Source organism: Caulobacter sp. GW821-FHT09B11, from assembly GCF_059418205.1.
This window is the reverse complement of record NZ_JBWKPK010000001.1, coordinates 1-12,255: the sequence shown is the minus strand read 5'-3', so window position 1 is coordinate 12,255 and position 12,255 is coordinate 1. Positions and strand designations below refer to the sequence as shown.

Annotated in this window: 11 protein-coding genes; all 11 read right to left on the bottom strand. The window is 71.3% G+C overall.

The annotated features are described in order from the left end of the window. Positions 1 to 4: 4 nt before the first annotated feature. Positions 5 to 1,351: a TadA family conjugal transfer-associated ATPase gene (locus AC07N1_RS00055; RefSeq protein ID WP_494669890.1), complete on the bottom strand. Its 1,347-nt coding sequence runs from the start codon at positions 1,349 to 1,351 to the stop codon at positions 5 to 7. A 2-nt stretch (positions 1,352 to 1,353) separates the two neighbouring features. After that, positions 1,354 to 2,568 (bottom strand): CpaE/TadZ family protein, encoded by a 1,215-nt coding sequence (locus AC07N1_RS00050; protein ID WP_494669889.1) that lies wholly within the window; start codon positions 2,566 to 2,568, stop codon positions 1,354 to 1,356. Continuing rightward, positions 2,565 to 3,164 carry a TadE/TadG family type IV pilus assembly protein gene (locus AC07N1_RS00045; protein WP_494597110.1) on the bottom strand — a complete coding sequence of 200 codons (600 nt, stop codon included), beginning with the start codon at positions 3,162 to 3,164 and terminating at the stop codon, positions 2,565 to 2,567. The genes AC07N1_RS00050 and AC07N1_RS00045 overlap by 4 nt, the downstream gene beginning before the upstream one ends. Continuing rightward, positions 3,161 to 3,667 carry a TadE/TadG family type IV pilus assembly protein gene (locus AC07N1_RS00040; RefSeq protein ID WP_494669888.1) on the bottom strand — a complete coding sequence of 169 codons (507 nt, stop codon included), beginning with the start codon at positions 3,665 to 3,667 and terminating at the stop codon, positions 3,161 to 3,163. The genes AC07N1_RS00045 and AC07N1_RS00040 overlap by 4 nt, the downstream gene beginning before the upstream one ends. After that, complete coding sequence (locus tag AC07N1_RS00035) at positions 3,660 to 5,090, bottom strand: pilus assembly protein TadG-related protein (RefSeq protein ID WP_494669887.1); 1,431 nt, start codon at positions 5,088 to 5,090, stop codon at positions 3,660 to 3,662. Before AC07N1_RS00035 ends, AC07N1_RS00040 begins: the two co-directional genes overlap by 8 nt. 56 nt (positions 5,091 to 5,146) lie before the next feature. Continuing rightward, positions 5,147 to 5,455 carry a hypothetical protein gene (locus AC07N1_RS00030; RefSeq protein WP_494669886.1) on the bottom strand — a complete coding sequence of 103 codons (309 nt, stop codon included), beginning with the start codon at positions 5,453 to 5,455 and terminating at the stop codon, positions 5,147 to 5,149. Further along, a complete protein-coding gene (locus AC07N1_RS00025; RefSeq protein WP_494669885.1) occupies positions 5,427 to 6,812 on the bottom strand; it encodes a type II and III secretion system protein family protein in 1,386 nt (461 codons plus the stop codon). Before AC07N1_RS00025 ends, AC07N1_RS00030 begins: the two co-directional genes overlap by 29 nt. Before the next feature lie 71 nt (positions 6,813 to 6,883). After that, on the bottom strand, positions 6,884 to 7,780 hold the full coding sequence (gene cpaB, locus AC07N1_RS00020) for a Flp pilus assembly protein CpaB (RefSeq protein WP_494669884.1): 897 nt from the start codon (positions 7,778 to 7,780) through the stop codon (positions 6,884 to 6,886). Positions 7,781 to 7,876: 96 nt separating this feature from the next. After that, a complete protein-coding gene (locus AC07N1_RS00015) occupies positions 7,877 to 8,065 on the bottom strand; it encodes a Flp family type IVb pilin (protein WP_494669883.1) in 189 nt (62 codons plus the stop codon). A gap of 284 nt (positions 8,066 to 8,349) precedes the next feature. Beyond that, on the bottom strand, positions 8,350 to 11,535 hold the full coding sequence (locus tag AC07N1_RS00010) for an efflux RND transporter permease subunit (protein WP_494669882.1): 3,186 nt from the start codon (positions 11,533 to 11,535) through the stop codon (positions 8,350 to 8,352). Positions 11,536 to 11,538: 3 nt separating this feature from the next. Then, a partial coding sequence (locus tag AC07N1_RS00005) for an efflux RND transporter periplasmic adaptor subunit (protein ID WP_494669881.1) occupies positions 11,539 to 12,255 on the bottom strand: 717 nt, incomplete at its 5' end.

Sequence of the window (12,255 nt, the reverse complement as noted above, 5' to 3'; positions counted from 1 at the left end):
GGCGTCACCCCGAGATCCGGCCAGGCGAGAACAGGTTCGACGGCAGGTCCACGCCGCGAGCGTGCAGCACCTCCATGAACCGCGGACGCACGCCCGTGGCCTCGTAGGCGCCGGCCACCTTGCCGTCGGTCGTCCGTCCGGCGCGGCGGAAGCGGAAGATCTCCTGCATGCAGATGACGTCCTCCTCCATGCCGGTGATCTCCGAGACCGAGACGATGCGGCGGGCGCCGTCCTCCATCCGCTCGGCCTGCACCACCACGTGGATGGCCGAGGCGATCTGGCCGCGCACCGAGCGGGCCGGGATGTCGAGCCCGGCCATGCCGACCATCTGCTCGACCCGCGAAAGCGCGTCGCGCGGGGTGTTGGCGTGCACCGTGGTCATCGAGCCGTCGTGGCCGGTGTTCATGGCCTGCAGCATGTCGAAGGCCTCGCCCGAACGGACTTCGCCAACGATGATGCGGTCGGGCCGCATGCGCAGGGCGTTGCGCACCAGCTCGCGCTGCTGGATCTCGCCCTGGCCCTCGATGTTGGCGGGGCGGGTCTCCAGCCGGCCGACATGCGACTGCTGGAGCTGGAGCTCGGCGGAGTCCTCGATGGTGATGATCCGCTCGTGGTCGTCGATATAGGCCGACATGGCGTTGAGCAGGGTGGTCTTGCCCGAGCCGGTGCCGCCCGAGATCAGCACGTTGCGCCGGGCCTGGACCACGGCCTCCAGCACCAGGGCCATCTCGCGGGTGATGCTGCCCAGCTCGACCAGCCGGTCCATGGCCAGGGGCACGCGCGAGAACTTGCGGATCGAGACCAGCGGCCCGTCCACGGCCAGCGGCGGGATGATGGCGTTGACCCGCGAGCCGTCGGCCAGGCGGGCGTCGACCATCGGCTGGCTCTCGTCGATCCGCCGGCCCACGGCCGCGACGATCTTGTTGATGATCCGCACCAGGTGGCGGGTGTCCTGGAAGCGCACATTGGTGCGCTGCAGGCGGCCGGCCCGCTCCACATAGACCATCTCGTGGGTGTTGATGAGAATGTCGGTGACGGTGTCGTCCTTCAGGAGGGGCTCGAGCGGGCCCAGGCCCAGCAGCTCGTCCAGGATCTCGTCGACCAGCTGGTCGGTCTGGGCCGGGGTCAGCAGGCGCTTTTCGTCGGCCAGCAGGCCGCTGACCGCACCGCGGATCTCCTGGCGCAGGGTCTCGCGCGGGGTGCGGTCCAGCAGGCTGAGGTTCAGCAGGTCGATCAGCCGCTGGTGCAGCCGCACCTTCAGGCCAAGAGCGTCGTCGATCGGCGGGGCCTGGGCGAATTCGGCCGCGGCGGCCTGGCTTTCGATACGGTGGGTTTCTTCACTCCACAGCATGGCTATCTCCCAGCCTGGGCGAGCGCGACGGGCTGGGTGGCGACCAGCGTGTCGGCCAGGCGGGCGATCGCCGCCTCCAGCTTGGTCCCCCGGCGCACGGCGCTCAGCGCCACGCCCTGGTTGATCGCCTGGTGCATCAGCTTGCGGTCCTCGGGGACCACCAGGTCGAAGGGGCGGCCGATGGCCTGCTCGGCGGCCTTCAGCGACAGGCCGCTGGCGTTGTCGGGCTCGACCTGGTTGCAGACCAGCGTCAGCGGCACGTCGTCCAGGCGCTGGGCGGCCAGCATGTGCAGCTGTCGGCGCACCAGGTGCACGTGCGGCACCGACAGGTGGGTGACCAGGACGATGCGCTGCGACTGGCGCAGGAGGCGGTTGGTCCAGGCCGTCCAGACCGTGGGCAGGTCGACGAGCGTGGTTTCGAAGTCGCGGCGCAGGGCGGCGATCAGGCCATCGACGACGGTCGGGCTCAACGCTTCGACCGGCATCATCTCCTGCGGCGCGCCCAGCACGGCCACGCCGCTGCGGTGGCAGGGCAGGGACGTCGCGAACGGCATCTCCTCCACCGCGCCGCCGGCCGCCAGGACCTGGCCCACCGTCACCGCGTCGCCGACATCCAGATAGAGGGCGGCCACGCCCATCTGCACGTCCAGATCGGCCAGGCAGACGCCGGAGCCGCCGGAGCGCCCGGCCAGCATGACCGCCGTCTGGGCCGCCAGCGAGGTCGCGCCGACCCCGCCGCCCGCCTTCAGCAGGCTGACGATCTCGCCGCTGCGCTTGTGGGCCCGGCCAGTGTCGAGCCGGCAGAAGATCCGCTCCAGGGCGATGGCCAGGGTCGTGTCGCTGACCGGGGCCGGCAGCACGTCGGCCGCGCCCTGGTGCAGCAGCCGGCGAGTGGCGTCGATCTCAGCGCCGCGCATGGCGACCAGCACCTCGATCCGTGCGGCGCTGGCGGCGATGCGCTGGGTCATCCGCTCGACCTCGGCCGGATCGGCGCCGTTCAGCCCCACGATCAACAGGTCGAAGGTGTGGGCGGCGCGTTCGGGCCAGGCGCAATCCAGCAGCCGGAAGGTCACGGCCGGGAACATCGCCGACAGCATCGCCACCGGCGGATCCGCGCCGAGGCCCACGCCGCACAGCCCCACGCGCCAGGCTGTGGGGCGGCTGGGCGGGGGCGGTGGGGCGACGGATTTCGGGCGACCGAAATGGAGCAGGCTCATGACAGGCTCTCTCCGCTGAGTGTCGACGTCATGGTGGGCAGGGTGAAAGGCGCGACGCCGAAGATCTGCAGGGCGGCGCTCTGGAAGGTCAGGCCGGTCACGCTGACGCTGACCAGCGGCTCCATGTCCGGGGCGTAGGGGTTGCCCACCCGGCCGATGCCGACATGGTGATAGGTGACGGTGACCTTGGCGGCCGTGATCTCGGGATCGTAGTGCTGCATCTTCGTCACGACGGCGTTGAAGGTGCTGTTGTTGAAGGTGTTGCCGGCCAGGGTGGTCCCGGCCGTCTGGGTGCAGCTGGACGAGGATCCGGCGCAGCTGAAGGTCACGTTCGGCGCGGTTCCGCCGCCGGGGATGTTCTGGGTCAGCCCGTCGTAGTTCGCCATCGCCGAGGCGATCATCGGGCTGACGACGGCCAGGCGCACGCCTTCGCGGGTGGCGGTCTTGGCGGTGTTGATGGTCCAGCCCAGCCGGCCCATGTCGATCACGGCCAGCAGCATGCTCACGAAGGCGAAGCAGACCAGGCCGAACTCGGTCGCCGTTGCGGCGCCGTCGTCGCGGGCCAGTCGTCGGATGAGGGGCGGGAGGCGGGTCATTCCGTCCACGCCTCCTGGGCGCTGACCGTGAACGAGGTGAGGGTGACGCCCGTCAGCGGGCCGAAGGACTCGATGTAGGGCGGGGTGGCGGAGACCTGCACGCGCGGCACGCCGGTCATGTCCTCGTAGCGCCCCAGATAGGCGCCGCTGTTGGCGACGCAGGAGAAGCTGACCGTAACCGTGGCGTTGCTGGTCCAGGTGGCGATCAGCGGCGCGCCCGAGGCGTCGACCGTGCCGGTGCGGGTGAGGTTCTGGGTGTTGGTCAGGTTCTGGGCGGCGCTCGTTCCGGTGAAGCCCCCGCAGTCCATCGGCAGGCGGGCGGCGTAGCGGGCCGCGTCACGCACCGCCGAGACGGCGATGTGGTAGTTCCAGAACAGCCGTCCCGCGCCGACGAAGGCGAAGCACAGCAGCACCATGAACGGCAGCACCAGGGCGAACTCGACCGCCGCCGAGCCGTCGCGCCCGGCCAGCAGCCGGCGAAAGAGGGCGGGGCGGCTAGTCATAGAGCCGCACCGAATAGAGCTTGGTCTCCGCGCCGACGGCGGAGACGTCGGTGGTCGCGCCGATGACCTCGCCGTAGATCGAGTTGCTGACGGCTGGGCCGATCAGGAACAGGTCGACATAGGCGATGACGTGCACCGTCGAGCTGCCGTGGACGTTGTCGGCGTTGCAGTTGACGATGACGGCCGAGATCGTGCGGCGGTCGGGGGCGACCTGGGCGCCGGTCTTGTTGCACTGGGGCGCGGCGTAATCGTGCGAGCCGCTGGTCGCGGTCTGACTGTCGGAGAAGGCGCCGGCGGGCTTGGAGATCGTCCCGTTCAGCATCGCCAGCTCCCACTTGTAGACCTGGTAGCGCGTGGGGCTGGTGGCGCCGGCCACCGGCGCGGGGCCAAAGGCGTTCCAGCCGGTGCCGGTCGAGCCCGCGGGAACCTGCGGCGTGTAGGTGGTCGGGTTGATGCCCGAGTGGTTGGTGGCGAAGTACTGGGCCTTGTTCCAGACGCCGCTGCCCACCACGCTCGACTGGTTGCAGTCGCGGGGCAGGCCCATGCCGGTGCTGACCGCCGCACTGCTGGAGCAGCTGTTGCTGGGCACGGAGACGCTGGGCGTGCAGGCGCTGTTGCCGGCCGCGGTCTTGGATCCGACCATGGTGTTCATCGCCGGCAGGTACAGCGGGTCGCTCTTCAGCCCGCCGGCCGAGGACTTGTAGATGTCGAAGCGGACGTTGAAGTAGTCGTCGGCCGAGGCGATGTTGCCGGTCTGGGTCTGCACCGTGGTGCCGAAGCACTCGGTCAGGGGGGGGCTGCGGCCCATGGCGTTCTTGACGTCGGCGGCGCCCGAGCCGACCGACAGGAAGCCGAAGTTCCCCGGGCCCCAGGCCCCGTTGCCGCCCGGGGGCGGGGTCAGGACGAAGCTCTTGCCGATGTAGTTGTCGCCATCGAACGTCAGGCTGGTGGCCTCGTTCGGATTGCAGATCATCAGCGGCGGCGACTTGCAGATCGCCGTGCCGTAGCCGGCCACCGCCCGCGCCGTGGCGTTGAAGCCGGACGCGCCGGTCAACGCCCCGAACACCAGGCCGCGCGCCCTGGGCGCCAGGTTGATGCGGATGAACTTGGCGGTGGCGTCGGTGCTCGCCGTGACGTCCGGATCGCGGCTGGAGAGGAAGGTGATGTCGCTGGCGGCGACGGCGACGTTGCTCTCGTAGGTGTCGCCCAGGGCCTGGCGGTTGCTGACCAGGCTGCCCATGGCCGCCGTCTGGGCCCGACCCATGGCGCCGCTGGCGCCGTCCAGCTGGCTGGCGCCGGCCAGGGCGGCGGCGTCGACGGCGTTCTCCAGTTCCGCCCGCAGCGCCAGGGCGCGGCTCACGTCGAAGGCCAGGCCGCCGACCGCCACCAGCCCGATCAGCGCCACGCCGGTGAGGGTGGCCACCGTGCCCGAACGGTCCTGGACAAAACGCCGAAGAAGGGAAGGGGCGCGGGGCATGGTCAGTTGGCCGGACTCTTGGCCGCTCCCTTGTTGTCGATGCTGGAGGTGCTGGCCTGGACCGGCTGGATCACCTGGTTCTTGCCGTAGCGGGTGGCCGCCAGGGCCGCGCGGACCCCGTCGCCGCCCGGCTGCAGCACGCCTTGGTAGCGGGCCTCGGGATCGGCGATCTGGGCGGCGAGGTTGGACCGCAGGGCGACGCCGAAGTCGGGCGACAGGTCCTTGCGGGCGTCGGCGCAGCCGGCGAGGGACGCGGCGAGCGCCGCGGCGGCGAGCAGGATCCTATTGAAGGACATGGCCTTGAGGCGCATCGGCCCCTCCCTTTGGCGTGGCCGGCTGGCTCGACTGGGTCTTGCCCAGCAGGAACAGCTCGGTGTCGGACGGCGGAACGAAGCGGTCGGCGGGCGTCGCCTGCCGGGCGCGCGTCGGCCGCACGAGATGCGGGGTGACCAGGATCACCAGTTCGGTCTGGTTGCGCTGGTAGCTGGTCGAGCGGAACAGCGAGCCCAGGATCGGCAGGTCGCCCAGCATCGGGAACTGGCGGATCTGGTCCTGGTAGTCGTCGCGGATCAGGCCCGCGATCGTGAAGGACTCGCCGTCGCGCAGTTCGACCGTGGTCTTGGCCCGCCGCACCTTGATGCCGGGGATCCGCAGGCCGTTACTGACGAACGAGGCGTTGGGATCGATGCTCGAGACCTCGGGATTGACCACCAGGTTCACCAGCCCGTCCTGCAGGACGGTGGGGGTGAAGGCCAGGCCGATGCCGAACTGCTTGAACTCGACCGTGATCGTCGTCTGGCCGCCGCTCTGGTTCTGGGCCACGGGGACGGGGAATTCGCCGCCGGCCAGGAAATTGGCGGTGTCGCCCGACATGGCCGTCAGGTTCGGCTCGGCCAGGGTCTTGACCAGGCCCTTGGTCTCCAGGGCGTCGAACAGCACGTCCAGGTCGACGTCGCCGGCCCGCAGGGGAAATTTCAGCAGGCCGAAGGTGTCGGTCAGCGTCGTGGCCACCCCGGTGTCGCCGGTGCCGATGACGAAGTTGTGGTAGTTCGCCGAGGCCGGGTTGGCGGTGTTCATGTTCAGCCGCAGGGCCTTGGCCGTGGCGCGCTCCATCTCGACGATGCGCACCGACAGGGTGACCTGCTGGCTGCCCTGCACCGACAGCATGTTGACCACCTGGCCGGGGGCGTAGCTCTCGGCCAGGGCCGCGGCCCGGCCGGCGACCGCGCCGCTGCTGGCCGTGCCCGACAGCACGATCGACTGGTTGCCCGAGGCGACTTTCAGGCCGTCCTCGTCGGGAAGGGCTTCCCGCATCCGCTGGCGAAGGGTCTCGACGTCGGCGCCGACCACCACGTTGGCGGCGGCCACCAGCCTGCGGCCCGGGCCGTAGGCGGTCAGGGTGGTGCCGCCCAGCTTCTTGCCGACGACATAGACCGAGCGCGAGGTCAGGGGCAGGACGTCGGCGGTGTCGGGGTTGCCGATCATGATGTCCGTGTACGGAGCGGGCAGTTCCAGCACCTGGGCCTTGCCGACCGCGACACTGACCTCGACCTTGCGGACGGGCGTCTCGGAGACGGCGGCGGGCTGGACCTGTGCGGTGGTCGGCAAGGCGGCCGTCAGCGGCAGCAGGGCCGCGGCCGCCGCCAGCAGCGCGTGTTTCAGGGTCATGTGAGCGGATCCTGCGCCGCGCGCCGTCCTGGCGCCGCGGCTGGAGGGGTGAGGGGCGGGCGCGGCCATGGTCACAGCCCCACCCGATAGCCGGTGGTCTCGACGCCGCGCGTCACGCGGACCTCGGTCGACATCGGCGGCATGGTCGTCGCCGCGGGACGGCGGACGGGCGGGCGGCGCGGCGCCGAGGCTCGCACCGGCGCGGCCGAGGCCGGGCTGGAGACGGGCGTCGGCCCCATGCCGCGCGACAGGTCGGCCAGGGTCATGGTCCGGCGGCCCAGCGGCGACTGGTCGGAGATCTGGCGCAGGGCCAGCGACAGCGCGCCCACGGCCTGGGCCAGGGTGATGGCCTGAGCCTGGTCGGGCGTCACCTCGACGGTGATCGCCTTGACCACCACGGGCTTGTCGGCGCTCTGGTCGTCGGACTGGTCCACGCCCACGACCCGCACGTTCTCGGCCAGCACCTGGGTCAGGCTGGTCTCGGGCTGGTTGTTGTCCTTGCTGCGGGTCAGCATGACGTCCACCCGGTCACCGGGCAGCACGAAGCCGCCGACGCCGGCCACGTCGTTGGCGCGCAGCGACACAGCCCGCATGCCTTCGCCCAGCGAACTGGCGAGGTTGGAGCGTCCGCCCGAACCGGAGACCCGGTCGGCCAGGATCGGCTCGTTGGCGGCGATGTCCTTCAGCGCGATACGGGCGCCGCCAGGGCCGGAAGCGGCCTCGGGAATGGTGCGGAACGCGCCCTGGGGCACGGCGTCGGCCGGATAGTGCGCGACCTTCAGCACCGCGCCCTGCAGCTTGAAGCCCCTGGCGAGGGGTTGCGAGGCGACGACGACGGGTGTCGAGCCGGTTTCCTTCACGGCCGGGGCGTCATCGCGCCCGGCGCTCATGTAGACTCGCGCGGCGAGAACGGCGCCCAGGCCCAGCACCGCGGCTGCGCCCAGGGATATGATGGTCTTGGTCTGCATCGTTCGACCCCCTCCCCACGTCGACGTCGGGCCTGTCCTAGCCCTTCGCCATGGGTCGGCGACGCGGCGTGCCGCCCGCGTCGCCCACGACTTGGTTCAGCAGTTGGCGGCCGACGGATTGGCCACGCAGGTGGCGGCGTCGGTGATGGCGGTGCCGATGTTGGTGCCCAGCAGCACGGCCGCCACGGCGATGGCGCTGCCGATGATGGCCAGGATGAGGGCGTATTCCGCCGCGGCGGCGCCGTCTTCCTCGAAGATCAGATTGCGCAGAGTATTCATTCGCATTTCCTCCTCTTGATGTCCTGCCCGAGCTTCTATTGTTACGGGCGAAGAAGAGGTTTCCCCCTTCGGAGGGAATTAAGGTCTTAATGGATTGGTAAGTAAATACACCGATCGGCCTAATTAAAAAGCGCTACGGTTTCCTGGAGCGCATATGTGATGCGCACTATTTTGCAGTATTGGAGGGGTAATGGTCGCGCTTCGGGTGAATACATTTCTGCGTGTGTAGGTGGTCGCGGCGTCGCAGGGTTGTCGGCGCGCCGACATTCCCCGGACGCCGCGACCGATAGTCAGGCGTCGTGGGCCGCCGTCGGGCGCGCCAGTCGGGCCGCCAGGCTGGGCAGGGCGACCAGCGTCAGCAGGGTGGCCACGGCCAGGCCGCCGATCACCGCCGTGGCCAGGGGCTTCTGCACTTCCGCGCCCGCGCCGTGGGCCAGGGCCATCGGCAGGAAGCCCAGCATCGCCACCAGGGCGGTGGTCAGCACCGCCCGCAGCCGCGACATGGCCCCCTCGACGGCGGCGACCGCCGGGGGCAGGCCCGCCTCCAGCCGCTCGCCGATCGCCTGCAGCAGGACAAGGCCGTTCAGGGTCGAGATCCCCGACACGGCGATGAAGCCGACGGCGGCCGACACCGAGAACGGCATGCCCCGGGCCGCCAGGGCCAGGGTTCCGCCCACCAGCGCCAGCGGCGCGCAGGCGAACACCAGGGCCGCCTGCCGGGCCGAGCCCAGCGCCATCCAGAGCAGCCCGCCGATCAGCAGGGCTACGGCCGGCACCAGCAGCCCCAGCCGCGCCTCGGCCCGCCGCAGGTTCTCGAACTGCCCGCCCCAGCTGGTCCAGGATCCGGGCGGCAGCTCGACTTCGCGGCCCACCACGGCTTGCGCCTCCTCGACGAAGCCGCCCAGGTCGCGGCCACGCACATTGGCCTGCACCACGATGCGGCGCTTGCCGTTCTCGCGGCTGATCTGGTTGGGGCCTTCGCCCTCCTTGAAGCGGATCACCGAACCCAATGGCGCGAAGCCCGCCCCGTCGTTGATCGCCAGCGGGGTCTGGGCGACCACGGCCAGGTCGTTGCGGGCGGCGTCGGGCAGCCGCACCACCACGTCGAAGCGCCGGTCGCCCTCGAACACCCGTCCAGCCTCGCGACCGGCCAGGGCGATCTGCACCGCGTCGGCGGCGTCGGCCGCGTGCAGGCCGTAGAGCGCCGCCGCGGCCCGATCGACCTCGGCGGTGATCATCGGCAGGCCCGAGACCTGCTCGACCCGCACGTCGGCCGCGCCCCGGATCTTGCCCAAGGCCGCCGCCACCTCGCCGGCTGTGCGCTCCATGGCGGCCAGGTCGTCGCCGTATATCTTCACCGCCACGTCCGAGCGCACGCCCGAGATCAGCTCGTTGAACCGCATCTGGATCGGCTGGGTGATCTCATAGGCCGAGCCGATCTGGCCGGCGGCGGCCTGCTCGATCTTCTCGACCACCTGCGCCTTCTTCAGACCGCGGTCGGGCCAGTCGCGCGCCTGTTTCAACACCACGAAAGTGTCGCTGATCGACGGCGGCATCGGGTCGGTCGAGATCTCGGCCGTGCCGGTCTTGGAGAACACGAAGGCCACCTCGGGAACCTTCAGCAGGGCCTTCTCCAGCCGTCCCTGCATCTCGATCGACTGCTCGAGCGAGGCGCTGGGCGTGCGCAGGGCCTGAACCAGCACGTCCTTCTCATCCAGGGTGGGCATGAATTCGCGCCCCAGCGACAGGAAGGTCAGCAGGCCGACCAGCACCGCGCCGGCCGCGCCCAGCCCGACCACCAGCGGCCGATCGACCGCCCAGCGGGTGGCGGGCTCGACAAGCCGTCGCGCCAGGCTCTCGACCCTGGTCTCCTGGTGCGCGGTCCTGGGCGCCTTCACCAACAGCGCCGTCATCGCCGGCACGAAGGTGAAGGTCAGGACGAAGGCGCCGGCCAGGGCCAGCATCACCGTCGCCGCCATCGGCTGGAACATCTTGCCCTCGACGCCCTCCAGCGCCAGCAGCGGGGCGTAGACCAGCAGGATCACCGCCTGGCCGAAAGCAGCCGGCTTGGCCATCTTCGCGGCCGCGCCGGCGGCTTCCTCCAGTCGCTCGGCCAGGGTCAGGTCGCGGCCCTCCAGAGCCCGCCGCGCGCCCATCCGGGTCAGGGTGCTCTCGACCACCACCACGGCCCCGTCGACCAGCAGGCCGAAGTCCAGCGCCCCCAGGCTCATCAGGTTTCCGCTGACCCCGAAGCGGTTCATGCCGATCACCCCCACCAGGAAGGCCAGCGGAATGACCAGGGCGGTGATGATCGCCGCCCGCACGTTGCCCAGCAGCAGGAACAGCACCACCACGACCAGCAGCGCGCCCTCGGCCAGGTTCCGGCGCACGGTGGCGATGGTGCGGTCGACCAGGTCGGTGCGGTCCAGCACCGTCTTGACCGCCACGCCCGGCGGCAGCGACGGGGCGATGGCCTTGAGGCGCTCGCCGACCGCCTTGGCGACCGTGCGGCTGTTCTCGCCGGCCCGCATCAGGGCCGTGCCGATCACCACCTCCTCGCCGTTCTCCTGCGCCGCGCCCAGGCGCGCGGCCTGGCCGATCTCGACCTGGGCGACGTCGGCGACGCGCACCACCAGGCCGCCCCGGCTGGTCACCGGCGCCGAGGCCAGGTCCGCCAGCGAGGTCACCCGCGCGTCGGCCCGCACCACGAAGGCCTCGCCGCCGCGCGAGATGTAGCCCGCGCCCGCCACGGTGTTGGCGTGCTCGACGGCTTCGACCAGTTCGTTCAGGCCGACGCCATAGGCCGCCAGCCGCGCCGGATCGGGCCGCACGGCGTATTCCTTGACGTAGCCGCCGATGGCGTCGACCCCGGCCAGGCCCTTGGTCGTGCGCAGCTGCGGCGTCACGATCCAGTCCTGCACCGTGCGCAGGTAGGTGGCCTTGTCCTTCTCGCCGACCAGCCGTTCGCCCTCGGGCGTCAGGTAGGATCCGTCTGGCTGCGGGCCGGGAACGCCGGTGCGGGGCGACTTCACCGGCCGGTACTCGACGGTCCACATCATCACCTCGCCGAGACCGGTGGTCACCGGGGCGATGGCCGGCTTGGCGTCGGCCGGCAGGTCGGCGCGCACCGCCTCCAGCCGTTCGGCCACCTGCTGGCGGGCGAAGTAGATGTCGACGCCTTCCTCGAAGACGGCGGTGATCTGGCTGAAGCCGTTGCGCGAGATCGAGCGGGTCTCGATCAGGCCGGGCACGCCGCCCAGGCCCGTCTCGACTGGCGTCGTCACCCGCTGCTCGATCTCCTCGGGCGACAGGGCCGGGGCGACCGTCGTCACCTGCACCTGCTTGTTGGTGATGTCGGGTGTGGCGTCGATGGGCAGCTTGAACAGCTCCACAACCCCGAACGCGGCGACGGCGAGGGTCGCGGCCACCACGGCGAAGCGGTGGCGGACCGAAAAGGCTACGAGTTTGCTCAGCATGGCTCAGTGATCCCCATGCCCGGCTTCGCCCTTGGCCAGCTCGGCCTTCAGGACGAAGGCGCCGCGGCCTGCGACCCGCTCCCCGGCCTTCAGGCCAGACAGGATCTGCGTCAGGCCGGCGCCCGACTTGCCCACCGTGACCGGCCGGGCGCGGAAGCCTTCGGCCTCGGCGACGAACACCACCGGCGCGCCTTCCAGGGTCTGGACGGCTTCGGAAGGTACGGCCAGCGCGCCGCCGCTTCCGGTGGCGAAGGCGGCGCTGACCGCCGCGCCCGCCGCCAGCCGGCCGTCGCGCGGCCGGGCGCGGACCACGGCGGCGCCGGTGGCGTCCTGGGCCATGGGCGCGACGCCGACGATCACGGCGTCGGTCTCGGTTCCGTCGGGGCCGAGGATGCGCAGCGACGTCCCGACCTTCAGCGCGGTTAGCGCCTCTGCGGGCGCGTTGAACACCGCCTCGACCTGGCCGGGATCGGCGACCTCGGCGACCGGTCCGCCCTGGGCGACGAAGCCGCCCGGCGCGACCGGCAGGGCCAGCACCACGCCGGCGATCGGGCTGCGGATCGTCACCAGGCCCGAAGCGCCCGGCCCCCCCGAGGCGGCGCTGCGGGCGCGGGCGGCGACGGACTGGGCCTCGGCGCGGGCCGCCGACGCGCGGGCGGCCTCCACCTCCTGGCGGGCGGTGACGCCGGCCGCGAACAGGCGCTCCTCGCGGGCCAGGGC

Excerpts from the sequence above, each read along its gene's own strand:
- AC07N1_RS00055 (WP_494669890.1), bottom strand. The coding sequence starts at position 1,351 with ATGCTGTGGAGTGAAGAAACCCACCGTATCGAAAGCCAGGCCGCCGCG.
- AC07N1_RS00050 (WP_494669889.1), bottom strand. The coding sequence starts at position 2,568 with ATGAGCCTGCTCCATTTCGGTCGCCCGAAATCCGTCGCCCCACCGCCC.
- AC07N1_RS00045 (WP_494597110.1), bottom strand. The coding sequence starts at position 3,164 with ATGACCCGCCTCCCGCCCCTCATCCGACGACTGGCCCGCGACGACGGC.
- AC07N1_RS00040 (WP_494669888.1), bottom strand. The coding sequence starts at position 3,667 with ATGACTAGCCGCCCCGCCCTCTTTCGCCGGCTGCTGGCCGGGCGCGAC.
- AC07N1_RS00030 (WP_494669886.1), bottom strand. The coding sequence starts at position 5,455 with ATGCGCCTCAAGGCCATGTCCTTCAATAGGATCCTGCTCGCCGCCGCG.
- AC07N1_RS00025 (WP_494669885.1), bottom strand. The coding sequence starts at position 6,812 with ATGACCCTGAAACACGCGCTGCTGGCGGCGGCCGCGGCCCTGCTGCCG.
- cpaB (WP_494669884.1), bottom strand. The coding sequence starts at position 7,780 with ATGCAGACCAAGACCATCATATCCCTGGGCGCAGCCGCGGTGCTGGGC.
- AC07N1_RS00015 (WP_494669883.1), bottom strand. The coding sequence starts at position 8,065 with ATGCGAATGAATACTCTGCGCAATCTGATCTTCGAGGAAGACGGCGCC.
- AC07N1_RS00010 (WP_494669882.1), bottom strand. The coding sequence starts at position 11,535 with ATGCTGAGCAAACTCGTAGCCTTTTCGGTCCGCCACCGCTTCGCCGTG.